This window comes from Pseudarthrobacter sp. NPDC058329 (assembly GCF_042879835.1).
Taxonomy (GTDB): Bacteria; Actinomycetota; Actinomycetes; order Actinomycetales; family Micrococcaceae; genus Arthrobacter.
In genome coordinates this window covers 780,650-800,983 of record NZ_JBHVZR010000001.1, presented here as the reverse complement: position 1 = coordinate 800,983, position 20,334 = coordinate 780,650, and the positions used below count along the sequence as shown (strand labels likewise).

Genomic DNA, 20,334 nt, shown 5'->3' with positions numbered 1-20,334 from the left:
GCTTGCGGCATACGGGGACCACAGCCAGCCATCGTCAATGCTATCGGTTCCGCGAGAGGCCGACCAACGCGGCGCACGGCAGGCTCACCCGTTGAACCCAGTGATGGCCAGGCTCCTGCTGATTCCGTCCAGGGGATGCGGGCCATCCGAAGCCAGGGCCTCCGAATCCGGGAAGGGCAGGGTTTCGGGATGGCTGAGGTCCCAGGCCATGCTCGCGCTGAGGCTGATTCCCCGGGGCCCTGTCCTCCTGGTGGTGCCGCGGATCAGCAGCAGCCTGGTTCCGAACAGGAGCAACCCGGCATTTTCCTGGGCCTCGTGGAAGAAGACCGAATCAATGCAGCCGGTGCCGTCGTCGATGCTGATGAACACCACCCTCCTGCCCCCGCGCATGGGTGGCGTCTGGGTGGCTACCCGCACTCCGGCCACCAGCACTTCCGTCCCGTTGCGCAGGCCCAGGAGCTTGTCCGCGGTGATAACTCCCAGCCGGTCCAGCATGGGCCGGTGGCTGTCCATAAGGTGGCTGCTGACGTCCACAGCCATCAGGTCCAGCTCTGCACGCACGTTCTCGATGAGGGTAGGTTCCGGGAGCCCGGGCTTCACGTTGCGCAGTTCCACATCCCCCAGGGGCAGGGACATCTGCCCCTCAAGGACCTCGATGCCTTTCCGCCCGCTGCCGGCGTTTTGAAGCTGCTGCAGGTGCTGGACCAGGTCTGCCCGGTTGGCCACCCCGCCGGCCTCGCGGTGCAGGGAATCAAAAGCCCCCAGCTGGGCCAGGCGTTTGATGCTTGGCTTGCTGAGCCGCGAGCGCGCACGAAGGTCTGCCAGGGAGTCATAGGGCTGGCCTGCCACAATCCTCTTCAGTTCCGTGGCAGACAGCCCGTAGATTCCGTTCAGGCTCAGACGGATGCCCAGCTTTCCGGCATCGGGACCCTGCCCGACGCGTTCCACCCGGTACTCCCCCCTGCTGCGGTTGATATCCAACGGAAGGATGGGGATGCCCAGCCTCCTGGCTTCCGCCACCAGCAACCGCTTGGGGTACATGCCGGGATCGTGTTCCCACAGGCCGGCCAGGAAGGCTTCGGGGTGATGCGTCTTCAGCCAGGCAGATTGATAGGTGGGTACGGCGAAAGCGGCTCCGTGGGCTTTGCAGAAGCCGAAGCTGCCAAAGGCCTTCAGGGTCCCCCAGACGTTATCCACTACTTCCGGGGAATAGCCCTTCTTCCGGGCTTCCCTGCGGAAGAACTCCTCAACACTCAATTCCAGGACTTCGTTGCCCAGGGCCCGGCGGAATTCGTCCGCCCTGGCCAGGCCGCAGCCGGTCATCACGTTGAACGTTTTCAGGATCTGTTCATGGAAAACGGTCACCCCGTGGGTTTCGGCCAGGACGGGCTTGAGGTCCGGGTGGGGGTACACCTCGGGTGCGAAACCGTGCCGGTGTTCCAGGAAGGGCCGCACCATGTCCGATTTCATGGGCCCGGGCCGGAACAGCGAAATGTCGATGATGAGGTCATTGAACTCCCTTGGTGCCATTTTGCCGATCAGCTCGCGCTGGCCGGGAGACTCGATCTGGAAGCAGCCCAGGGTGTGGGTGCTCCGGATGAGTTCAAAGGTGGCTTCATCATCCAGGGGGATGGCGTTGAGGTCGATGAGACCGTTTTCGGCGATGTAGTCCGGGCCTGACCCGTCCTGGCCGGCAGCATGTCTCCCGGCGGCCACCACTTCCTGTTTTGAAGGATGGATGCGGATGACTTCCCGGACCGCAAACGCCATGGCGCTTTGCATCCTGACCCCCAGAACATCGAGCTTGAGCATGCCCATGGGGTCCATGTCGTGTTTATCGAACTGGCTCATGGGCAGTCCCAGGCCGCTGGGCTGGACCGGGGTGCGGTCCAGCAGGGTTGCGTCGCCCAGGATCACGCCGCAGGGATGCATCGAAATATGCCGCGGCAACCGGTCAAGGCGTTCCGTCAGGTCCACCAGCAGGTCCAACTGCTGGTTGCCGTGGGCATCGCGCTGCTCTACCCGGCCAGCGAACTGCCGCAGTTCAGGCTTTTCCTGCAAGGCCTCCCTGAATTTGCGCGCTGAGAACCGCCACAGCTGTTTGGCGATATCCCCCACGTCCCCGTCATCCATACCCAAAGCCATACCGGCGTCGCGCACTGCGCCCCTTGCCCGGTAGCCGTTCTGCATGCTCATCAACGTGACCCGCTCGGCGCCGAAGCGCTCGAAGATCCGCCGGTAGACGTTATGCCGTTCGGCGCTTTCGACGTCGATGTCAATATCCGGCAGGGTGGCGCGGTCCCGGGAAAGGAAGCGCTCGAAGATCAGGTCGTGCTGCAGCGGATTAACCTGGCTGACGTCGATCAGGTAATTGACCAGGCTTGAGGCTCCCGATCCGCGGGCCGCTGCCCTGACTCCCATGTCCTGGATCATGCGTGAGACTTCGGCGACGGTGAGGAAGTAGGAAGAGAAACCCAGGTTCTGGATGATTCCCAGTTCGTGCTCGAGCCGGAGCCGCATTCCTTCTTCCCGGGTACCCGAAATCCCCGGGAACCGCCTTCCGATACCCGCCTGGCAACGTTGCACCAGTTCACTATGGGGATCCTGGCTGATCCCGATGACGGAAGCCTCCGGCACCACGGGCTGCTTCCAGCCCATATCGGTTTCGGGGTCGATCCTGCAGAGATCGGCGAGCGCCTCGGTTTGTGCCATGAGCTGTTTGAGGTCTGCTGTGCCATATCCGGCGGCGGAGATGATTTCCTTGCCCAGTTGCAGCATCTGGGCACCGGATTTCAGCCAGCCCTGGCCGTTGGGTTGCAGCATTGGTTCCTGGGCAAGCTCCGGCAGCGACTTCAGGGTCCGGGCTGAGTCCAGGACGTCCGCGGTGGCTGCCCCGTCCTCAGCGCAGTACCTCACCGCGTTGCTGAGGATTGCCGGTACATGGTGCTCTTCCGCGAGTTTGAGCATACGGACGGCGTGCGAGGTGCTCAACGGCGCTCCCGGGGCACTGAGCTGCGAAACGATCTCGGTGACCACTGTTCCGGCAGGCATGGCGTCGAGCCATTGCTTGAACAGTGTCCGCGGGCGCAGGTACCGGCGGCCGCCCATGGCACGGCCGACGTCAGAATCCGGCCCGATCAGGACCATAAGAACGGGTTTGAGGGTATGCGGGTCCAGGGTGCGGGAGGCAAGCTCCGCCCGGGTCACGGCCACCGGCACGGTCCCTCCGGACTTGCCCGAGGTGCGGGCATGGGCGTCTGACACCAGCCGGCACAGAGCACGGTACCCGGAGCCGCCGTTGTTGCCGCGGGCGAGCACCACCACGCGGCCCGCCAGTTGGGTGCGGTGATCGCCGTCGTCGTCATAGACCGCCAGGTCCACGCCAACCAGGGGATCAATGCCGGCGTCCATGCACGCCTTCAGGTGCTTGATGGTTCCGTACAGGCCGTCCCGGTCGGTGCAGGCGAGCGCTGTTGCGCCGTCGGCAGCAGCAGACTGCGCCAGTTCCTCAGGCCAGGACACACCATAGTGGGCGCTGAAGGCGGTGGAGACGTGGAGGTGCGTGAAGCTCATGCTGTTCGGGGGCGCAGGGCATCGTGGATCCGCAGGAGCCTCCAGCGCCCGCTGCGGATGTGGCGGGTCAGGTCAAAGGTGAGTGGTTCCGGCTGGTCCTTGAACGTGCCGGAGCCGGGAACGGAGGGAAGCACCTGAACCCGCCAGATCTCGTGGTCCACCAGTCCTGGACCGGTCCCCAGTGGTGCCCGGCTTTCTTCCGCCCACCACTGCCGGCGCTCGTACCACCGGACCGGCTCGGCGCACACTGAGTAGGACCGCCCCGCCCATTGAAGGCTTACCGGCCGGCCCTCCGGGTTGCAGGCAACGTCCACGGATTCGCTGAACATCCCCATGGGCACCTCCCGGACTGAACTCGAAAACCGAACATATTCGAATATGTGTTCGAATACTTCAAGTCTAAGCCAGGGTGGGCACAATTCCTAGGCGGGGGTGGACGGACCGATCGGCAGGGAGCAGGATTGTGCCATGAGCACCCATGACGCACTCCTCAAACAGGTCAGCATCAAAGCCCAGAACTCCACGCTCGTGGCCACCTTCGACATAGACGGCAACATCCCCGGTTCCGGCGCCTATGTGGTGGGGCTTGTGGCTGCCAGCCCGGACTATTCATCCCAGCGGAGGCTGGGCATTGAATTCATGAACGGGGAGGCGATCGCCTTCTTCTCGTTCAACCATGAACAGAGCGCCGAAGAGAACTACGATCTTTCAGGCGTCACCCACTCCGGCAATACGATCACCGGCAACTTCCCCCTCTCGGCCATTAACGGGCTCGGCAAAGGGCATGTGATGACCGGCTTCAGCGAAGCGGACGGCCGGGACTTCCAGTCCGGTGTTCCGGTGGAGGAAAACCTGTAAACAGCTGAGCTGAAGCTCAGCTGTTTTCTTTGTGGACCCGAAGTTCGAGTTCGATGAAGCCTGAGATCATGGCCCGGTAGGTGGACTCAACGATGTCCGGGTCAATGTCCTTCTTCACGGCCGCGGAGCGGACGTGCTCGATGATCCGCTCCACGCGGCCGGGGGCACGGACCTCGGCGTCGTCACCCTTGAGGGTTCCGGCGATCCGGATCAGCCGCTCACGGCGGGCGATGAGGGTGACAATTTGGTCATCCACCTCATCAACGGCAACCCGGACGGCAGCGAGCTGTTCCTTGTCGGCCAGGGCGTCCCGATCGTTTCCTTGAATTGTTGCCATCCTCTGACAGTATCGAACCATGCAGCCAAGAGTCGACTTCATTTCCCTGGGCGTCCGCAGCGTTCCGGCGTCCCGCTCCTTCTATGTTGACGGCCTCGGTTGGCCCGTCCACCGCGAATTTCCCGGAGACGTGGTGTTCATCCAGGTGAACCACGGCCTGGTGCTGTCCCTGTGGGACGTCCGCCAGATGCAGGCGGATGCCGGCGTCAGCGAGCCAGGCCCCGTCCCCTGCATCACCCTTAGCCACAACCTCCCCGGCACCGAGGACGTTGACCGGGTCATGGCCGAGGCTGCCGCAGCGGGAGCAACCATCATCGCCGAGCCCATCACACAGCCCTGGGGCGGCTACAGCGGCTACTTCGCAGACCCGGACGGTTTCCGCTGGGAGGTGGCGTACAACCCCACCTGGACAGTGGACGACGCCGGCTCTGTCACCGTTTAGCCTTCGGCGCGGCTGTGCACGGCTGCTGTTGATTGCGGCTTAGAAGAGGGCTTCCACCGGGCGGATCAGGTCCGGGCCGTTGTTGCGGACGTTGCCCACCTCTTTGCCCACCGAATCAACATGCCAGTCCGATGCCACGTCCTTGACTCCGGCCCGCACCAGGTCAACCAGCGCCGCGGCGTCATCGGCCTGTGGGTCGAGCCAGGCCTGCATGGTGGCCTTGTCCATCGGCAGCGGAACCCGGTCGTGCAGTGCGGTCAGCTTGCCGAAAACGGTCGATTCACTGCCGGGCGGCGGAGTGTCCGCTGTGAGGATGGACGTGGAAAGCATCCACCCGCCGGGCTCCCCCGCCGGCCAGGCCGGATCTTTCCACCACTCATAAAGCCCGGCGAAAACCAGGCCTCTGCCCTCTCCCGGATGCACGTAGTAGGGTTGCTTCGTTTTGCCGGAGCCCTGCTTCCACTCGTAGTATCCGTCCGCCGGGACGGCGCAGCGGCGTGACTGGACAGCCTTCCGGAAGGCCGGCTTCTCCAGAACCGACTCGCTCCGGGCGTTGATCATCCGCGGGCCGATGCCCGGGTCCTTGGCCCAGGACGGAACCAGGCCCCACCGCGCCGCGTGAAGCTGGCGCACCTGCCGGGGCTCCGGACCCTCATCGATCAGCCGCTCCAGGACGATGGGCACCTCGTCAGTCGGCGCAACATTCCACGACGGCGGGATGCTTACCTCATCCTCGAGCTCGGCGTCGAACTCTGCCAGGAGGTCCCCCACAGCACGTGCCATTACATAGCGTCCACACATGGCTCCAGCATGCCACCGGCGGCAGGAGCTGTCATCCAAGGACGCCAGTGGCGCCCCTGTAGCTGGGAATACGCGGCTGCACGCTACCGTTGACGGTAAGGAACCCCTGAACGATACATAGGAGAAACTTATGGACTTCACTCCCGAATCCGGCACGATCACCATGTTTTCCACCACCTGGTGCGGCTACTGCAACCGGCTGAAGAAGCAGCTGGACTCGCAGGGCATCGGCTACACCGAAATCAACATTGAGGAAGTGGAAGGAACCGCCGAACTCGTGGAGCAGCTGAACGGCGGCAACCGCACAGTGCCCACCGTCCTGTTCCCGGACGGCACCGCAGCCACCAACCCTTCCGCCGCCGAGGTCAAGACCCGCCTCGCAGCTTAGCGGGCAGGCCGGGCATCAAACCCGTCAGCCCAAGCCAGCCGTCAGTGGTCTATGACAGACAGAACGGGACCAGCACCGAAGTGCTGGTCCCGTTCTCGCGTTTTTGATCAGGCTCCGAGGGTGCTGAAGGCAGCGGTCTCCAGGCTGGCATGGGCGGCATAGGTGGCCAGCAGCGCGTCCTCCACCGCCGCCACGTCCGCGCCCGGCACCAGATCGTTAACGGCTCCCGCGGTGGCCGGATCCCACTCCAGTCCAAGGGCCGCGTAGCTGTCCGTGAGGACCCTGCGGATGGAGACGGAGTCCTCCACTACAATGACGGAGCTGAACAGCCAGCCGCCGGACACCACCCGCTGGGCCGTACCCACCAGCTTCACCCGCGGGCCGCCGGCCGGCACCGAACCGTGCACTGAGTATTCCCCGGGGCAGTACTCACCGGGGATCTCCCCCACGGCCGCCTGCACCCCCACGCTGCGAAGCGTGTCGGCGAACAACTCCCCGAAGTATCCAAACCTGCTTTTGGATCCTGCGATGGCGTCAGCGTCCGGTTCGATGTGGTCCACCACGAGGGTTCCCTGGTGGTAGGCAGCTGCCCGCCCTCCTGCCCGGCGGACCAGCGGCTCAAAGCCGTTCTCGCGGCAGGCCTGTGCGGCCGCTTCGAAACCCGGCAGCCGTGTGTCCCGCTGGCCGAACGCGACGGTGGGTGCGGGACGGTACAGCCGCAGGGTCGGGCCGATATCGCCTGCCCTTGCCCTGGCGAGCAGCTCCAGGCCAAACTCCAGGTCACGGGCCGCGCCGAGCGACACCTCCTGCCGCACCACTGTCAGCGTGCGGGGTTCGGGTCCGGCGTGCTTCATGTTGCTAAGCTCCCCTATGGTCATTTTGCAATTCCTCGTTGTCGCCGCCGCGTTCGCGGTGATTGACGCCATCTGGCTCAAGCTGATGAACCCGTTCTACCGGAGCCACATCGGCGACCTGCTGGCGGACAAGCCAAACCTAGGGTACGCCGTCGCCTTCTACCTCATTTACATCGCCGGGATTGTGTTCTTTGCGCTCCGTCCCGCGCTCGACGGCGGCAGCTGGCTCACAGCACTCGGCTACGGTGCGGCGCTGGGCGCCTTTGCGTATGCCACCTATGACCTCACCAACGCCGCCACCCTCAAGGTGTGGCCTTTGCAGCTGATCGTGGTGGACATGCTGTGGGGCGCCGCCCTGACAGGGCTGTCCACCCTCGCGGGCTGGCTCGTTTTCCAAAGCCGGGCTTAATCCGGCCAGGCCAGCCAACGGGCGCCGGATCAGGTCCTGCGTACGGTCAGGATCTGCTCTGCCCTCCCGAAGGGACCTTGGAGGTCATGCAGCACCGTTGACGTGAGACCGATGCCGTCCCGGCCGAAGGAGACCGCGTTGTCCAGCCCCAACCACTCCCCTTCCGGGCGGCGGTACATGTGGATCTGCAGGTCCAGGTTGGGAAACGCGTAGCTGTCCTTGCCCGGAGGCACCCTTGCTGCGATGCCGTTGGCCGTGTCCACCAGCCCCATCAGCCGGGCGGGGTCACCGCTGTCACCGGCGTCGGTCAGGGGGTGGTCGGTGCGCAGCCACACCTTGCCGGCCCCCGGCCGGTGTCCTTCCGCCACCCGCATCTCCAGGGAGCGGATATAGCCGCCCGGCCACACTGATGCGCCGTCATAGGGCTTGCATTCGTCAGGGCCGGGGATGGGAAGGTCTTCCACCGCGGCAACGTCAGCGGTGTCGCTGGTGATCATCCGCCAGGCGGTGGCACGGATGGCCGTCCGGCCGGCCGCCACCAGCTCGGCCTGCAGCAGTTCGATGGTCCGTCCCGGCCGCAGCGTGGTGGTCTTAATGTGGAATTCGCCGCCGGGGATCAGGCCCAGGATCTCGTAGCTGAGCCTCGCCATCCGCATGTCCGTCCGCGGCTGGTGCCGTTCGAGGCTGTCGGCCATCAACCCGGACGCCGGTGCCATGTGCTGCTCGTGGACGTTCCAGGCGCCCTGGGCATGGATGGTGGAACGGAAACGGCCCTCACCCAGGGACTGGTAATAGAAGTTTCCTTCGGCCAGTTCAGGCAGATCAGCGGACAACGGCGGCCCTTCCAGGAGATTTCAGTGAATTGGCAATAACTCTATCGTTTTGCCCCGGGGCCGCCGGCAGGGGCTGCCATTCGACGCGGCGAAATGTTGGGCCCCGGCGGCTATCCTCTGGGTAGACTCAGGAACTGGTCCTGTCAGCAACCCTCGGAAGAGGTGTTCCATGCGCGTCATCAGTTACAACCTCCGCGAGCATAAGGCGAGCGGTGAGCTCCTTGCCCTGGCACGGAATCACAACATTGATGCGCTCTGCCTCCAGGAGGTGGATGCCAGCGATCTCCCGGAGACCCTGGGCCCGCTTCACCTCGCGGACGCCACCAAGGCGAACCGGCTCGGGCTGGCCATCTATTACCGCACCAGCCGGTTCACGGCCCTGGACACGCAGTCCTTCGCGCTGAAGAAGTCGATGCATGACCGGGTGCTGGCGCCCGCGCACGAGCGGCTGATCGGGACCCGGGTGATGGACAACGAGACGCAGCACGAACTGGTGATCGGCTCCTTCCATGCCGCACCCCTGACGGCGTCCAACTCGCTGCGGCGGAAGCAGATCCATGCGGCCCACGCTGAACTCCTGAGCATGGGTAAGGGATTGATGACGCTGATGGTGGGCGATTTCAACTACCCGTTCTTCACCAAGAACCTGCACGTCCACATGAAGAATTCCGGTTACGCACTGTCGTTGAGCAACCGGCGCACGTACACCCGCTACAAGGTCTTTAAAGGCCACTTCGACTTCGCCACATCGCTGGGGCTGGACATCACCAGCGTGGAGACCCTTCCGCGCGGCAATTCGGACCACCTGCCCATCATGGTCACTGCCGAATACGGTCCGGACTACTGACCAGCGTCCGGGCTACGCGCCGGCGGCAAGCCGCTCCCGCAGGGCTGGCCAGGCGGCGGCAAAACCGGGATGCAGCTCCTGGCGGTCCACGTCAGCCAGCGGAATCCACAGCAGTTCGATGCTCTCGGGATCGCTGATCACGGGATCAAACGGCTCCGTTACCAGCACCACCACCGTGGTGTAGGACCAGTAGCCCAGGTCCAGCACCGAGGTGAAGAGCACGTCCACACTCTCCGGCGGCACGGCAGCCTCCTCAAAGGCCTCGCGCAACGCGCCCACCACAGCGTCCTCGCCCTCGTGGAGTGCCCCGCCGGGCAGTCCCCAAGTTCCGCCGTTGTGGCTCCAGACGGCCCGGTGCTGCAGGAGCACGCCCTTGGCGGGGTCGTAGGCAAGCACCCCGGCCGCGCCGAACCTGCCCCAGTACCGGCCGCGTTCCCCTTCCACCCAGGCATCACCGGGATCCCGGGGTCCGGTGCGGACAGGCGGCGTGGAGGACTGTGGTGAAGCCAGAGAGTGATCCATCGCTCCAGTCTGACAGGTGGAGCGGCGCATCACACCGCGGCGCTAATGCCCGTTGCCGCGTTCGACGGCGAAATCACCGCCGGGATACATGATGGTTTCGTGGCCGTCGTCAAAGCGGACCAGGTAGGGCGGCGTTCCGCCCTGGCCGCGGACTTCGAGAATCACGCCGTGCCGGTCCGTAGAACCAACGGTCCTTCCGTGAACGATGATCCTGTCGCCCTGTGCTGCCTCCATGGCTATCACCTCCAGCCCCCAGATTACGACTGTCAGCCATGCGGGAACAGGGCCAGCGGAAAGGGGCAACCGGAACGAAGGCGGCCATGGCAGGATTTCCCCATGCCGCTGAATCTTCTCCTGCTCGCCGATACCCATGTGCCCAAGCGTGCCAAGGCGCTTCCCGCGCAGGTGTGGACCGCCGTCGAAACGGCCGATGTGGTGTTCCATGCCGGCGACTGGGTGACAGTGGACCTGCTGGACCAGCTTGAGCGCCGGAGCCGCCGCCTGATAGGGGTTTACGGCAACAATGACGGCCCCGACCTGCGCGCCCGGCTGCCCGAAACGGCAACCGTGACGCTTGAGGGTGTCCGGTTCGCCATGGTGCACGAAACCGGACAGGCGAAAGGCCGGGAGGCGCGGTGCGGGATGCTTTATCCGGACGCGGACGTGCTGGTCTTCGGACACAGCCACATCCCGTGGGACACCTCCGCTCCGGGAGGGCTGAGGCTGCTGAATCCCGGCTCGCCCACGGACCGGCGCCGCCAGCCGGTGTGCACCTACATGACGGCGATGGTGGACTCCGGCGCCATCACCGAGGTCAGGCTCGTGGAGCTCCGGCGGGATGAAGCCCGGCTGAACCGGCAGTGAAACCGGGTTGGCAGGAGCAGCCCTGATTGCCTAGGCTGGAACGGTAAGCATGCTTAGCTTTTTGTGTTCCACCCCGATGCAACAGGAGGACCACCATGACAGACCAGTACACCTTCCGCAATCCGGTCACCGCCTACGAGAAGATTTCACCGCCGAAGCAGGACCAGCCCGAGCCCGGCCTGGACGCACAGCTGGAACCCAAGGCCGACCTCGGCGAGGACACCTACCGCGGGACCGGCCGGCTGGAGGGCCGGAAGGCCATCGTGACGGGCGCGGACTCCGGGATTGGTGCGGCTACCGCCATCGCCTTCGCCCGCGAGGGGGCCGACGTCGTCCTGTCCTACCTGCCGGAGGAGGAAGAGGATGCGGCGCGCATCGCCGGACTCATCGAGGCCGCCGGCCGGAAGGCCGTCAAGGTACCTGGGGACCTGAAGGACCCTGTTGCCTGCCGCGAGGTTGTCGACACCGCCGTTGCCGTGCTCGGTGGGGTGGACATCCTGGTCAACAATGCCGGCAAGCAGGTTGCCCAGGAGGCGCTGGCCGACATCACCGATGAGCAGTTCGACCACACCCTGAAGACAAATGTGTACGCGATGTTCTGGCTGACGAAAGCTGCCCTCCCGCACCTGCCCGCCGGGTCCACCATCATCAACACCACCTCCATCCAGGCCTACAACCCGTCCCCCACGCTGGTGGACTATGCCACCACGAAGGCCAGCATCAATAACTTCACCAAGGGTCTGGCCCAGCAGCTGGCGCCGAAGGGCATCCGCGTCAACGCCGTGGCACCAGGGCCCATCTGGACGCCGCTGCAGGTCAGCAGTGGCCAGCCCAAGGAGGAACTGCCGGAGTTCGGCCAGTCCACTCCCCTGGGCCGCGCAGGGCAGCCGGCCGAGCTCGCCCCGGCGTACGTCTTCCTGGCATCGCCGGAGTCAAGCTATGTGGTGGGGGAAACGCTGAACGTTAACGGCGGCAACCCCACGCCGTAGCGCCAGGCTTCTCTCAAGTAGTCCGACGGCGGTTCCTGGCGCAGGGTGCGCGAGGAACCGCCGTCGGCCGTTTATCCTGAGCCCTTTATTTGCCGTCCTGGTCGGCCAGAAGGTCGTCGGTGGCGGCGTCAGGCTGTCCGTCGAAAAACCGGGCCAGGACGGTCTTGAAGACGGTTTCGCCGGGAGCTGCGCGCAGGAACAGTGTCATGGATGACTGCAGCTTGCGGGCATCGATGCTGCCCAGGATGTCCTCCGCGGCACCACCGGCGTGGTTGGTGACGGCCAGGGCGCATTCGAGCAGCCGCGGGCCCAGCACCGCATGGTCCAGGTAATCCCGGGCTTCAGCGAGGGAGCTGATGGCGTAGCGGCGTGACATGTCACTGTGGCCCAGGCCGGCGATCTGGGGAAAGATGAACCACATCCAGTGGCCGGACTTGCTGCCCATCTGCAGTTCTGCGAGCGCCTGGTCATACGTTCCGCCGCTGTCCTGCGCGGCGACGAATCGTTCCAGGTCATAGGGTTCGGTCATGGGTGTCTCCTTGTGGTGGGGCTGCGGGTCTGGACTGTTGCTCAAGGTAGCAGGCGGCGGCGCGCAACTGGCCATCCGGGTCGGTCCGCCAGCGCGCCAGGACAACATGTGCGCGCTGCCGGTCGCGCCCGCGGAGCCGGTCCAGGAACGGCGCAACGACGTCGGCCAGCAGGGGCCCGGTCAGCTCCGGCGTCCCGGCAGACCGCAGGAAACCCTCGATCCGCGTCAGGTCCGAGTGGCGCAGGAGTGCCTCTTTGGACTGCAGCAGGACCACGGCGGCGAGCCGACGTTCATACACTGCCCTGGAACCGGGCCGGGGCATGCCCCACAGGGAGGACGCCAGCTGCACCACGCCGTCGTGGTCCAGGTCCTTGTACTTCCGCAGGGCGTCGCGGATGGTTCCCCGGACAGCCCCGACCGAGGAACCGTAGGAGGCGAGCTGTCCTCCCAGCCTGCCTTCGACGTCGTCCGCCCGGTACCAGGCGCCTTCGTTCCGGAGCGTCCGGTCAACAAATTCCGCGGCAGCCGCCACCTTCTCCCTGCCGCTGCTCATCGACGGCCTGCCGAGGCGTGCCGGATGCAGAACGGCGTCCACGGGCGTGCCTCCAGCCGGCCTTCGGCGATGGCTTCCCCGCAGACGGCGCAAATCCCGTAGGTTCCGTCCGCGATTTTAGCCAGGGCCGCGTCCACCTGGTCAAGCCCGGCACTGCTCTGCTTCAGCAGGGCCGACGCCTGGGACAGTTCGAAGGCGATGGTGGCGCCCTCGGGGTCATGTTCGTCATCCACGTTCGAGTCCTGGCGCGCCGAGTTTGCGGAGGCTATATCCGCGCGGAGGGCCGGAAGGAGGGCCAGCTTCCGCTCCCGCTCCTCCTCCAGGAGGAGCCGGAACCGTTCGTAGTCAGGCATGGCAAAAGCCTAGCGCGGGGTCAGTACCAGCCCTGCCTGTCGTGGGGGCGAGTCAGATCCCGGGCCCTAAACGTGCTGGCCGAACCACGCGAGCGTGTCGTTCCACGCGGCCGTGGCCTGGGCTTCGTTGTAGCGGTCGCCGGTGTCGTTGTGGAAGGCGTGGTCCACGCCGGGGTAGACAGTGAGCTGGTGGACAACCTCAGTGGCTGCGAGCGCGTCCTTGAGTGCGGGCATGGCACCGGTGATGCGTTGATCGAGTTCCGCGTAGACACCGAAGACTGCGGCCTTGATGCCGGGCACCTTGCCCAGGTCAGGGGCGGGACCATAGAAGGCCGCCGTGGCCTTCAACCCCTCAAGCTCGGTTGCCGCCTGCCAGGTGATGCCGCCGCCGAAGCAGTAGCCGGTCATGGCAATCCGTTCGCCGTCCACAAAGTCCTGGACGCGGAGATACTCCAGCGCCGCCGTGAAGTCGGCAACGTGGCGCTGGGCTCCGGCCTGGGTGAGGGCGCCGGGAACAGCGTCGCGGTCCATGCCCGCCGTCCCGCCTTCCCTGCTCAGCAGGTCAAGCGCAAGGGCAACGTAGCCCGCCTTCGCAAAGCGCCTCGCTACATCTTCGATATGTGGGGTCAATCCGCGGTTCTCATGGCAGATCAACACGGCAGGGCTGCGCCCCTCCCGCTCCGGCCTGGCCTGGTAGGCACTGACGGAGGTTCCTCCGGACATGAACTGTACGGTCGCCGTCGTCATTCCTGCCGCCCCCTCCGGAACGGAGAGCGGGCTCTTCGCCCCGGGGACGGAACCTGCCCCGGCCGTGCTGGAGGCGGACGGTGTCGAAGGTACCGGTGTAGGCATGGGGTCGGTGCTCCGGGGCACCTCGCTGGGAGTGCAGCCCACCAGCAGCATCGCCCCCGCGGCTGCCGCCATGCTGCCAGTGATAAACGCCACTCGCCGGGTGAAGGTGCGCTGGCTTAGAGCCCCGGCACGGTAGTCGTCAAAGAACTCTTCGATCAGGTACTTCTCGTACTTGCCAAGCTGGGTCACGTGGCCTCCTTCAGGTCCGGATATCCTCCTACCCGTCGAGTCCCCAAGCAAGGTAAAGGCGACACTTTCGGCCGAGCTTTATTACTTTGTGATAAAAAACACGGCACGCATCCGCGGCGCGCCTATCTCGCGAGGTCAAGTCTTCATGGCATGGGGAATCCACTCGATTGATAAATCCGAGAGAAGCAACTCGTATGTTATCCAAATGTGACAATCCGGTGAAGATCAGGATATGGTCTTCAGGTGTCCCTCCCAGACGGGACATTCCCCTCAGTATGCCGAGCCCTGCCACTGACCCGGGAACCAACGCTTTCCAGCTGGCAGGGACGGGGGAACCAAGTTTCCGCGGCCTCACATGAGGCCTTGGGGTTAAGTCGTTAGCGCCGCCGAACATTTCGGACTCGCTCCCGGCCGGGTATCTCCAACCCGAACCCGACAGCTCACCCCGCAGGCATGGGAGAGGCGATCAACCGTGTCAAAAAATTCCATTACCGCCCGTCACCGCGCGACTCCGGCCCGCTCAATCGCGCTCCAGGGCTTGGCTGTATCAGCCAAGTCGCTTGGCCGCCCGGCGCTCGCCGTTGCAGCAGCATCAGGCATTGCCTTCGGTGTCGGCGCCCCGGCCCACGCAGGCGTAACCGGCCCGGACACCACCGAGACCACTAACACCCAGGCATATGCGGCACCGGCTGCTGCTGTGGCTGCCCCCGCAGCGGCTGCGGGCCACGTGCACACCGTTGTTTCCGGCGACACTTTGGGAGCCATCGCGGCGGCCAACGGAGTAGCCCTGAACGATGTCCTGTCCGCCAATGGGCTGTCGATCGACACGATCATCTTCCCCGGCGACCAGATCCAGATCGCCGGCGCCGGCGCTGTTGCAGCCGCTCCTGCCGCTGCTGCGGCTCCCGTCAAGGCTGCTGCCCCGGCCAACACCGGAATGAACCTGTCCTACGCCTCCACGTCGCCGGCACCTGCTCCGGCTCCCGCCCCGGCAGCTCCCGCAGCCGCCGGCACCGGCACCGGTGCAGCCATCCTGGCGAACGCTTACGGCCAGGTGGGCGTCCAGCAGGACTGCACCGCCATGGTGGAGAAGGCTCTCCGCTCCGTTGGCAAGACCGTCGGTGACCTTGCCCCGGGACAGTTCTACCAGTACGGCACCACTGTGGGCACCCCGGCTCCCGGTGACCTGGTGATCACCGCCGGTCACGTCGGCGTCTTCGCCGGCAACGGCCAGGTTGTCAGCGGTGGCGTGGACGGCTTCAAGACCGAAGTCCACTCCATCTCCTGGCTCAGCGGCGCTTCCTTCGTCCGCGTAGCGTAGCTCCACCACGCCCAACAGGGGCGGCAGACGGGATCTTTCCCGGCTGCCGCCCCTGTTTTGCGTGCTCAGGAGCTGACCTGCTTAGGTGCCGCAGAAGGTCTGGTAGCTGCCAAAGTCCTCCGACGCCCCTTCGGTGTAGCGTTCCAGTCCCGGCCGCTCATCAAACGGGGCACGGACCACTTCGAGGAGCCGGGTGAACGGATCAAGGTCTCCCTCCGTTGCTGCGGCGAGTGCTTCCTCCACCAGGTGGTTGCGCGGAATGTATGCGGGATTGACCCTGTCCATCAGGTCGGCGTCCGGTTTCAGGTCATGCCACCGTTCAACCCACGCGTCGAAGCCGGCCAGGTCAAGGACCATCCCGCGTGCAGGACGGTTGTTCCCCCTGGCCGCGTGCGAAAGATTCCGGAAGAACAACGTGTAGTCCACTGGTCCGTCCTTCAACAGGGCCACCAGACTGTCCACCAGTTCCGAGGCCTCCTCGGCCTCGGTGGTCCCGGCAGGGGCTTCCGTCAAGCCGAGTTTGGTTTTCATCCCTGCGAACCAGGCGTCACTGTACTGGCGGCGGAACATGCCAAGTGCTTCCACGGCGGGGGCCACGGCCTGTTCCTGGTCCTCATTGAAGAGCGGCAGCATGGCCTCGGCCAAGCGGGCGAGGTTCCACTCCGCGATGACCGGCTGGTTGGCGTAGGCGTACCGGCCGCCGACGTCGATGGAGCTGAAGACTGCGGCCGGGTTAAAGGCGTCCATAAAGGCGCAGGGCCCGTAGTCGATGGTTTCTCCGGAGATGGTCATATTGTCCGTGTTCATCACGCCGTGGATGAATCCCACCAGCATCCAACGGGCCACCAGTTCTGCCTGCGTGGCCACCACCCGTCCGAAGAGCGCCAGGTAGGGGTTATCGGCCTGGGCGGCTTCGGGGTAGTGCCGGCTGATAGCGTGGTCCGCCAGGCGGCGCAGCAGGTCCATGTTTTCCGTGGCCCGAGCGTACTGGAAACTGCCCACGCGCAGGTGGCTGCTTGCCACCCTTGTCAGTACTGCTCCCGGAAGCATCGTGTCCCGGCGCACCGGGCGGCCGGTGGCCACCACCGCGAGGGATCGCGTGGAGGGGATGCCGAGTGCGTGCATCGCCTCGCTCACGAGGTACTCCCGCAGCATGGGTCCGACGACGGCGCGGCCGTCCCCGGCGCGGGCAAAGGGTGTGCGGCCCGAGCCTTTCAGGTGGATGTCCCGCAACCGGCCGTCCGTTCCCGTCACTTCGCCCAGAAGGAGCGCACGGCCGTCCCCGAGCAGGGGCGAGTAGCCGCCAAACTGGTGGCCGGCGTAGGCCTGGGCCACCGGCGTCGAGCCCTCCGGAACGTGGTTGCCCAGGAGGAGCCGGACGCCCTCCGTGGACCGAAGGTATTCCGCATCAAGCCCCAGCTCCCCGGCCAGCTCTTCGTTAAGGACCAGCAGTTTCGGCTGGGGCGCCTCCTCCGCCTGCCAGGGAACAGCCAGCTCCGACAATTCCCGGGCAAACCGCCCATCCAAGGTGACCGTTGATTCAGCAGCAGCTGTCATTTCCTGAGACTCTCCTCGTGGTTCGCTCTCCGGTTGATCACCCAGGTGACAAACCAGAGCACAACGCCGATGGCCATCAGCCCGCCGGCAATTTGGTACTGAATGACATTACGGCCTACCCACGGGCCGGCAAGGAAGGCGCACAGCAGGGCGGCCACCAGCGGCAGCTGCCCCGGCGAGGTGAAGAACACCTTGCGGTTGGAGTCCCGCTTGCGGCGCAGCACCAGGCAGGCAATATTGACCACCGTGAAGACGCACAGGAGCAGGAAGGCAGTGGTCCCGGAAAGGTTGGCCACGATGTTGCTTTCCGGGTCGCTGGTCACGTACAGGATGAGTCCCAGTGCCAGGACGGTGGAGAAAACGATGCCGGCCCACGGCGTGCGGCGGACAGGCAGGACTTTCCCGAGGGCGCGCGGGAGAACGTGCTGGCGCGCCATCCCGTAAATGAGGCGGCTCGCCATCAGCATGTTGATCAGTGCTGTGTTGGCTACGGCGAAGACGGCAAGGAACGGAAAGATCCTGTCGATCGGGAAGTCGGGTGAGCCTTTGTGCACCACTTCGAGAAGGGCAGCGCCTTCGGCTTCCCGAATGCTTTCCAGCTCTGTCGGTGACAGCACGCTGACCACCGAGATTGCGACCAGCATGTACAGGAGAACGGCTATGCCCAGGCCGGTCAGCATGGTGCGGGGGAAGATCTTTTCGGGATTCCTGGTTTCCTCCACCATGTTCACGGAGTCTTCGAAGCCCACCATGGCGAAGAACGCGATGGACGTCGCTGCCGTGACCGCAAGGAACATGCCCTTGTCCTGGTAGTCGTTGAAGACAAAGATTTCACCGGGGTTCCCCGTGCCCTGTGACATTACAAAGAAGCCGACGCCGATCACGATGCACAGCGCAATCATCTCCACCAGGGTAAGGACAACGTTGAACTTGACGCTCTCCCCCACGCCGCGGAGGTTGATGATGGCCAGGAGCAGCATAAATGCCAGGGCGACCGCCGTGATGACGCCTTGTTCCGGCATCCCTATCCAGCCGTTGATCTCGATACCGCCGAACAGGTTCTGGGCCAGGACGTTGGCGGAGGTGGAAGCGCTGGTGATGCCTGAGCAGACAACGGCGAAGGCAACCAGGAACGTGACGAAGTGGATCCCGAAGGCCTTGTGCGTATAGAGGGCGGCTCCGGCAGCCTGGGGATACTGTGTGACCAGTTCCAGGTAGGAGAAGGCGGTCAGCGTGGCCACCACAAAGGCCAGCAGGAACGGGAGCCATACGATGCCGCCGACTGTTCCGGCCATGGTCCCCGTGACCGCATAGACGCCGGCGCCGAGGATATCGCCCACGATGAAGAGCAGGAGGAGCTTGGGGCCAAGGACCCGCTTGAGTTCGGGTTCCGTTCCTTCAGGAGTTGCGTCGAAGACTTCTTCGGAAGTTTTGCTCATTGTCGACCTTCACAACACGTTGGGCGGGTGGGCCCGGGCTGCCTACCGGATAATTCACTCTCTACCTCATGGTTGGGTTTGGCAATAATCAGTCCCGCAGCCCCGCCCCGCCGGCCGGCACGGTGTTGGGGTGCCACGGCCGTCGTTTCGGAACGGCAACCCGTTCCAGGTCCTGCGCCGCTACCACCGTTGCCCCCGCGGCGCGGGCTCCGGCCTGCGCAGCCAACCCGCTGACGTCGTCGTACCTGGCCGAAAAGTGGGTCAGCACCAGCGTGTTCACCCCACCATTGGCTGCCAGCTCCCCGGCCTGCCCGGCTGTGAGGTGCCGGTACTGGCGGGCGAGCCCGGCGTCGTCGTCCCTGAAGGTGGACTCGGCGACCAGGAGGTCGGCGCCGTCCGCGAGGTCATCTGCCCCTGGACAGGGTGCCGTGTCCATAACGAACGCGAAGCGCTGGCCGGGCCGGGGAACGCTGACGTCCTGAAGGTGGACTCCGGCCAGGCTGCCCTCGCGCTGCAGGCGTCCGACGTCGGCACCCTTGATTCCCGCCGCCGCGAGGCGGTCCGGGAGCAGCCTGCGGCCGTCGGGTTCAACGAGCCTGTAGCCGTAGGTCTCGATGCGGTGCCTCAGTGGCCGGACTTCCAGACCTTCTGCCACGGCTCCGCCGCCGCCGTGCGGATGAAGCCTCAGGTCCACCCCGGGCGAGCTGATGGACACCAGGGCCCGAACTACGTCCTCGCCGGCTGCCGGGTAGTGCAGATGCACGGTGTGGGCCACACCGTCCAGAGCCATGCGCGACAGCACACCGGGCAGGCCGAAGCAGTGGTCGCCGTGTACGTGGGTGAGGCAAATGCTCGTGATTTGTGTTGCGGACACGCCTGCGTGGATCATCTGGCGCTGGGTTCCCTCGCCGGGGTCAAAGAGCAGCCCCTGGCCGTCCCAGCGAAGCAGGTAGCCGTTGTGGTTGCGGGTCCGGGTGGGGACCTGGGAGGCGGTGCCGAGAATGATGAGTTCACGCATGTTCTTGGAGGGACCAAAAAGCAGGTTCCGGAATGATCCGGGACCTGCTTGGTGGTTTGTCTTTGAGCTTAGCGCCGCTTCAGCATGCCCATGATTCTGTTGGCCATGCCGCCGGCCCTTCCGCCCGGAGCACCCGTTGTGTGGGGCGTCCGGCCTGTGGCATTCAGTCCGGAGCCGCGTACAGTTCCGCTGGTGCCGGACCTGCCTGCGAATCGTGAAGCGGCATTCCTGATCATGCTTCCCAAGTTCATGTGAAACTCCTTCAGTCTTGATCCTGCCAACCGATGTTCATCAGCCTGCTTATTACTCTAGCCCTGTTTCCAGGTGGGGCCAGGGCGAGGCCCCCTTCACCGCCAGGTCCGGGGCCTAGCGCTCCAGGTCGTTGGGGTCGAACTCGCTGAGCGGGGAGCCGCCGAAGTTTTCCTGGTCGTCGCTGGCGTCAGCTTCCATGCCGGTGGGGTCTTCGCCGAAATCGACGTCAGCCACCGCCTCGCCCAGGGTCGGCGTACTCGCCGGCGGTTCCTCACCCGAGCCGTCGCGGGTCGCTTTCAGGTCATCGCGCAGGGTCTGGTCACTGAGGAAGTCCTCCTCCTCGCCCGAAACCTCGCCTTGCAGGAGCGGATCCTCCTGCCAGCGGTCCGGGTTGTTCTCCGCGGCTCCGGGGTAGTTGTCCGGTTCGCCGGCCGTCACGGGATCCAGTTCAAGGGATGACGCCGCGCCGGGGGTCTCGTCCAGGAGCACGTCATTTTCTTCAACAATCTCAAGCCCGTCGTCCGGCAAGTTCTGTTCCGTCATGATGATGCCTT

25 protein-coding genes and 1 riboswitch are annotated in these 20,334 nt (G+C 65.1%); of the genes, 8 read left to right on the top strand and 17 right to left on the bottom strand.

Annotated features, from left to right (window positions below; genetic code table 11):
• Positions 1 to 84 precede the first annotated feature (84 nt).
• Positions 85 to 3,573, bottom strand: coding sequence for a DNA polymerase III subunit alpha (locus ACFVYC_RS03845; RefSeq protein ID WP_387546747.1), 3,489 nt, complete (start codon positions 3,571 to 3,573; stop codon positions 85 to 87).
• Positions 3,570 to 3,908, bottom strand: coding sequence for a DUF6504 family protein (locus ACFVYC_RS03840; RefSeq protein ID WP_387546745.1), 339 nt, complete (start codon positions 3,906 to 3,908; stop codon positions 3,570 to 3,572). Before ACFVYC_RS03840 ends, ACFVYC_RS03845 begins: the two co-directional genes overlap by 4 nt.
• Positions 3,909 to 4,041: 133 nt before the next feature.
• Between ACFVYC_RS03840 and ACFVYC_RS03835 the strand changes: the two genes are divergently transcribed.
• Complete coding sequence (locus ACFVYC_RS03835; RefSeq protein ID WP_387546744.1) at positions 4,042 to 4,431, top strand: hypothetical protein; 390 nt, start codon at positions 4,042 to 4,044, stop codon at positions 4,429 to 4,431.
• A gap of 16 nt (positions 4,432 to 4,447) precedes the next feature.
• Here the strand turns inward: ACFVYC_RS03835 and ACFVYC_RS03830 are convergent, their stop codons facing one another.
• A complete protein-coding gene (locus ACFVYC_RS03830; RefSeq protein ID WP_307094919.1) occupies positions 4,448 to 4,768 on the bottom strand; it encodes a chorismate mutase in 321 nt (106 codons plus the stop codon).
• A 19-nt stretch (positions 4,769 to 4,787) separates the two neighbouring features.
• Between ACFVYC_RS03830 and ACFVYC_RS03825 the strand changes: the two genes are divergently transcribed.
• A complete protein-coding gene (locus tag ACFVYC_RS03825; RefSeq protein ID WP_387546742.1) occupies positions 4,788 to 5,210 on the top strand; it encodes a VOC family protein in 423 nt (140 codons plus the stop codon).
• Between the two features lie 39 nt (positions 5,211 to 5,249).
• Here the strand turns inward: ACFVYC_RS03825 and ACFVYC_RS03820 are convergent, their stop codons facing one another.
• Complete coding sequence (locus tag ACFVYC_RS03820) at positions 5,250 to 6,011, bottom strand: SOS response-associated peptidase (protein ID WP_387546739.1); 762 nt, start codon at positions 6,009 to 6,011, stop codon at positions 5,250 to 5,252.
• Between the two features lie 130 nt (positions 6,012 to 6,141).
• Between ACFVYC_RS03820 and ACFVYC_RS03815 the strand changes: the two genes are divergently transcribed.
• On the top strand, positions 6,142 to 6,399 hold the full coding sequence (locus tag ACFVYC_RS03815; RefSeq protein ID WP_387546736.1) for a mycoredoxin: 258 nt from the start codon (positions 6,142 to 6,144) through the stop codon (positions 6,397 to 6,399).
• Positions 6,400 to 6,506: 107 nt separating this feature from the next.
• On the opposite strand, the gene ACFVYC_RS03810 is transcribed toward ACFVYC_RS03815, so the two are convergent.
• A complete protein-coding gene (locus ACFVYC_RS03810) occupies positions 6,507 to 7,277 on the bottom strand; it encodes a biotin/lipoate A/B protein ligase family protein (RefSeq protein WP_387546734.1) in 771 nt (256 codons plus the stop codon).
• Between ACFVYC_RS03810 and ACFVYC_RS03805 the strand changes: the two genes are divergently transcribed.
• Complete coding sequence (locus ACFVYC_RS03805; protein WP_387546731.1) at positions 7,270 to 7,662, top strand: DUF2177 family protein; 393 nt, start codon at positions 7,270 to 7,272, stop codon at positions 7,660 to 7,662. The two genes, ACFVYC_RS03810 and ACFVYC_RS03805, sit on opposite strands and share 8 nt — an antisense overlap.
• Positions 7,663 to 7,691: 29 nt before the next feature.
• On the opposite strand, the gene ACFVYC_RS03800 is transcribed toward ACFVYC_RS03805, so the two are convergent.
• Complete coding sequence (locus ACFVYC_RS03800) at positions 7,692 to 8,495, bottom strand: thioesterase family protein (protein ID WP_387546728.1); 804 nt, start codon at positions 8,493 to 8,495, stop codon at positions 7,692 to 7,694.
• Between the two features lie 169 nt (positions 8,496 to 8,664).
• Here ACFVYC_RS03800 and ACFVYC_RS03795 point away from each other — a divergent pair, with 169 nt between their 5' ends.
• Positions 8,665 to 9,342 carry an endonuclease/exonuclease/phosphatase family protein gene (locus ACFVYC_RS03795; RefSeq protein WP_387546726.1) on the top strand — a complete coding sequence of 226 codons (678 nt, stop codon included), beginning with the start codon at positions 8,665 to 8,667 and terminating at the stop codon, positions 9,340 to 9,342.
• Positions 9,343 to 9,354: 12 nt separating this feature from the next.
• On the opposite strand, the gene ACFVYC_RS03790 is transcribed toward ACFVYC_RS03795, so the two are convergent.
• Together ACFVYC_RS03790 and ACFVYC_RS03785 are read right to left on the bottom strand one after the other, a co-directional pair.
• Entirely contained in the window at positions 9,355 to 9,864 is a 510-nt protein-coding gene (locus tag ACFVYC_RS03790; protein ID WP_387546723.1) for an NUDIX domain-containing protein, read from the bottom strand.
• Positions 9,865 to 9,906: 42 nt separating this feature from the next.
• Positions 9,907 to 10,098: a DUF1918 domain-containing protein gene (locus ACFVYC_RS03785; protein ID WP_050054882.1), complete on the bottom strand. Its 192-nt coding sequence runs from the start codon at positions 10,096 to 10,098 to the stop codon at positions 9,907 to 9,909.
• A 102-nt stretch (positions 10,099 to 10,200) separates the two neighbouring features.
• Here ACFVYC_RS03785 and ACFVYC_RS03780 point away from each other — a divergent pair, with 102 nt between their 5' ends.
• Together ACFVYC_RS03780 and ACFVYC_RS03775 are read left to right on the top strand one after the other, a co-directional pair.
• Positions 10,201 to 10,728, top strand: a complete 528-nt coding sequence (locus tag ACFVYC_RS03780; RefSeq protein ID WP_387546721.1) for a metallophosphoesterase family protein — start codon at positions 10,201 to 10,203, stop codon at positions 10,726 to 10,728.
• A 95-nt stretch (positions 10,729 to 10,823) separates the two neighbouring features.
• Complete coding sequence (locus ACFVYC_RS03775; protein ID WP_387546719.1) at positions 10,824 to 11,717, top strand: glucose 1-dehydrogenase; 894 nt, start codon at positions 10,824 to 10,826, stop codon at positions 11,715 to 11,717.
• An 85-nt stretch (positions 11,718 to 11,802) separates the two neighbouring features.
• Here the strand turns inward: ACFVYC_RS03775 and ACFVYC_RS03770 are convergent, their stop codons facing one another.
• The 4 genes from ACFVYC_RS03770 to ACFVYC_RS03755 all read right to left on the bottom strand — a co-directional run bounded on the left by ACFVYC_RS03770 (position 11,803) and on the right by ACFVYC_RS03755 (position 14,193).
• Positions 11,803 to 12,246: a DUF1810 domain-containing protein gene (locus ACFVYC_RS03770; RefSeq protein WP_387546717.1), complete on the bottom strand. Its 444-nt coding sequence runs from the start codon at positions 12,244 to 12,246 to the stop codon at positions 11,803 to 11,805.
• Complete coding sequence (locus tag ACFVYC_RS03765; RefSeq protein WP_387547138.1) at positions 12,230 to 12,799, bottom strand: DNA alkylation repair protein; 570 nt, start codon at positions 12,797 to 12,799, stop codon at positions 12,230 to 12,232. The genes ACFVYC_RS03770 and ACFVYC_RS03765 overlap by 17 nt, the downstream gene beginning before the upstream one ends.
• Positions 12,796 to 13,152 (bottom strand): TraR/DksA family transcriptional regulator, encoded by a 357-nt coding sequence (locus tag ACFVYC_RS03760; RefSeq protein ID WP_387546714.1) that lies wholly within the window; start codon positions 13,150 to 13,152, stop codon positions 12,796 to 12,798. Before ACFVYC_RS03760 ends, ACFVYC_RS03765 begins: the two co-directional genes overlap by 4 nt.
• 66 nt (positions 13,153 to 13,218) lie before the next feature.
• Complete coding sequence (locus ACFVYC_RS03755) at positions 13,219 to 14,193, bottom strand: dienelactone hydrolase family protein (RefSeq protein ID WP_387546712.1); 975 nt, start codon at positions 14,191 to 14,193, stop codon at positions 13,219 to 13,221.
• Between the two features lie 266 nt (positions 14,194 to 14,459).
• Positions 14,460 to 14,662: riboswitch (cyclic di-AMP (ydaO/yuaA leader) on the top strand.
• Between the two features lie 3 nt (positions 14,663 to 14,665).
• Here ACFVYC_RS03755 and ACFVYC_RS03750 point away from each other — a divergent pair.
• Positions 14,666 to 15,514 (top strand): LysM peptidoglycan-binding domain-containing protein, encoded by an 849-nt coding sequence (locus tag ACFVYC_RS03750; protein ID WP_387546710.1) that lies wholly within the window; start codon positions 14,666 to 14,668, stop codon positions 15,512 to 15,514.
• A gap of 81 nt (positions 15,515 to 15,595) precedes the next feature.
• On the opposite strand, the gene ACFVYC_RS03745 is transcribed toward ACFVYC_RS03750, so the two are convergent.
• The 5 genes from ACFVYC_RS03745 to ACFVYC_RS03725 form a co-directional block, all read right to left on the bottom strand.
• A complete protein-coding gene (locus ACFVYC_RS03745) occupies positions 15,596 to 17,071 on the bottom strand; it encodes a YdiU family protein (protein WP_387546707.1) in 1,476 nt (491 codons plus the stop codon).
• Entirely contained in the window at positions 17,068 to 18,510 is a 1,443-nt protein-coding gene (locus ACFVYC_RS03740) for an APC family permease (protein WP_387546705.1), read from the bottom strand. Before ACFVYC_RS03740 ends, ACFVYC_RS03745 begins: the two co-directional genes overlap by 4 nt.
• 88 nt (positions 18,511 to 18,598) lie before the next feature.
• Positions 18,599 to 19,528 carry a ribonuclease Z gene (locus ACFVYC_RS03735; protein ID WP_387546702.1) on the bottom strand — a complete coding sequence of 310 codons (930 nt, stop codon included), beginning with the start codon at positions 19,526 to 19,528 and terminating at the stop codon, positions 18,599 to 18,601.
• A 68-nt stretch (positions 19,529 to 19,596) separates the two neighbouring features.
• Positions 19,597 to 19,779: a hypothetical protein gene (locus ACFVYC_RS03730; RefSeq protein ID WP_387546700.1), complete on the bottom strand. Its 183-nt coding sequence runs from the start codon at positions 19,777 to 19,779 to the stop codon at positions 19,597 to 19,599.
• Positions 19,780 to 19,894: 115 nt separating this feature from the next.
• A complete protein-coding gene (locus ACFVYC_RS03725) occupies positions 19,895 to 20,323 on the bottom strand; it encodes a hypothetical protein (RefSeq protein ID WP_387546697.1) in 429 nt (142 codons plus the stop codon).
• Between the last annotated feature and the right edge of the window lie 11 nt (positions 20,324 to 20,334).

Coding starts and splice junctions, on each gene's coding strand:
- ACFVYC_RS03830 (WP_307094919.1), bottom strand. CDS start 4,768: ATGGCAACAATTCAAGGAAACGATCGGGACGCCCTGGCCGACAAGGAA.
- ACFVYC_RS03730 (WP_387546700.1), bottom strand. CDS start 19,779: ATGAACTTGGGAAGCATGATCAGGAATGCCGCTTCACGATTCGCAGGC.
- ACFVYC_RS03740 (WP_387546705.1), bottom strand. CDS start 18,510: ATGAGCAAAACTTCCGAAGAAGTCTTCGACGCAACTCCTGAAGGAACG.
- ACFVYC_RS03810 (WP_387546734.1), bottom strand. CDS start 7,277: ATGACCATAGGGGAGCTTAGCAACATGAAGCACGCCGGACCCGAACCC.
- ACFVYC_RS03845 (WP_387546747.1), bottom strand. CDS start 3,573: ATGAGCTTCACGCACCTCCACGTCTCCACCGCCTTCAGCGCCCACTAT.
- ACFVYC_RS03775 (WP_387546719.1), top strand. CDS start 10,824: ATGACAGACCAGTACACCTTCCGCAATCCGGTCACCGCCTACGAGAAG.
- ACFVYC_RS03770 (WP_387546717.1), bottom strand. CDS start 12,246: ATGACCGAACCCTATGACCTGGAACGATTCGTCGCCGCGCAGGACAGC.
- ACFVYC_RS03790 (WP_387546723.1), bottom strand. CDS start 9,864: ATGGATCACTCTCTGGCTTCACCACAGTCCTCCACGCCGCCTGTCCGC.
- ACFVYC_RS03760 (WP_387546714.1), bottom strand. CDS start 13,152: ATGCCTGACTACGAACGGTTCCGGCTCCTCCTGGAGGAGGAGCGGGAG.
- ACFVYC_RS03805 (WP_387546731.1), top strand. CDS start 7,270: ATGGTCATTTTGCAATTCCTCGTTGTCGCCGCCGCGTTCGCGGTGATT.
- ACFVYC_RS03815 (WP_387546736.1), top strand. CDS start 6,142: ATGGACTTCACTCCCGAATCCGGCACGATCACCATGTTTTCCACCACC.
- ACFVYC_RS03825 (WP_387546742.1), top strand. CDS start 4,788: ATGCAGCCAAGAGTCGACTTCATTTCCCTGGGCGTCCGCAGCGTTCCG.
- ACFVYC_RS03745 (WP_387546707.1), bottom strand. CDS start 17,071: ATGACAGCTGCTGCTGAATCAACGGTCACCTTGGATGGGCGGTTTGCC.
- ACFVYC_RS03735 (WP_387546702.1), bottom strand. CDS start 19,528: ATGCGTGAACTCATCATTCTCGGCACCGCCTCCCAGGTCCCCACCCGG.
- ACFVYC_RS03820 (WP_387546739.1), bottom strand. CDS start 6,011: ATGTGTGGACGCTATGTAATGGCACGTGCTGTGGGGGACCTCCTGGCA.
- ACFVYC_RS03725 (WP_387546697.1), bottom strand. CDS start 20,323: ATGACGGAACAGAACTTGCCGGACGACGGGCTTGAGATTGTTGAAGAA.
- ACFVYC_RS03785 (WP_050054882.1), bottom strand. CDS start 10,098: ATGGAGGCAGCACAGGGCGACAGGATCATCGTTCACGGAAGGACCGTT.
- ACFVYC_RS03795 (WP_387546726.1), top strand. CDS start 8,665: ATGCGCGTCATCAGTTACAACCTCCGCGAGCATAAGGCGAGCGGTGAG.
- ACFVYC_RS03780 (WP_387546721.1), top strand. CDS start 10,201: ATGCCGCTGAATCTTCTCCTGCTCGCCGATACCCATGTGCCCAAGCGT.
- ACFVYC_RS03765 (WP_387547138.1), bottom strand. CDS start 12,799: ATGAGCAGCGGCAGGGAGAAGGTGGCGGCTGCCGCGGAATTTGTTGAC.
- ACFVYC_RS03835 (WP_387546744.1), top strand. CDS start 4,042: ATGAGCACCCATGACGCACTCCTCAAACAGGTCAGCATCAAAGCCCAG.
- ACFVYC_RS03840 (WP_387546745.1), bottom strand. CDS start 3,908: ATGGGGATGTTCAGCGAATCCGTGGACGTTGCCTGCAACCCGGAGGGC.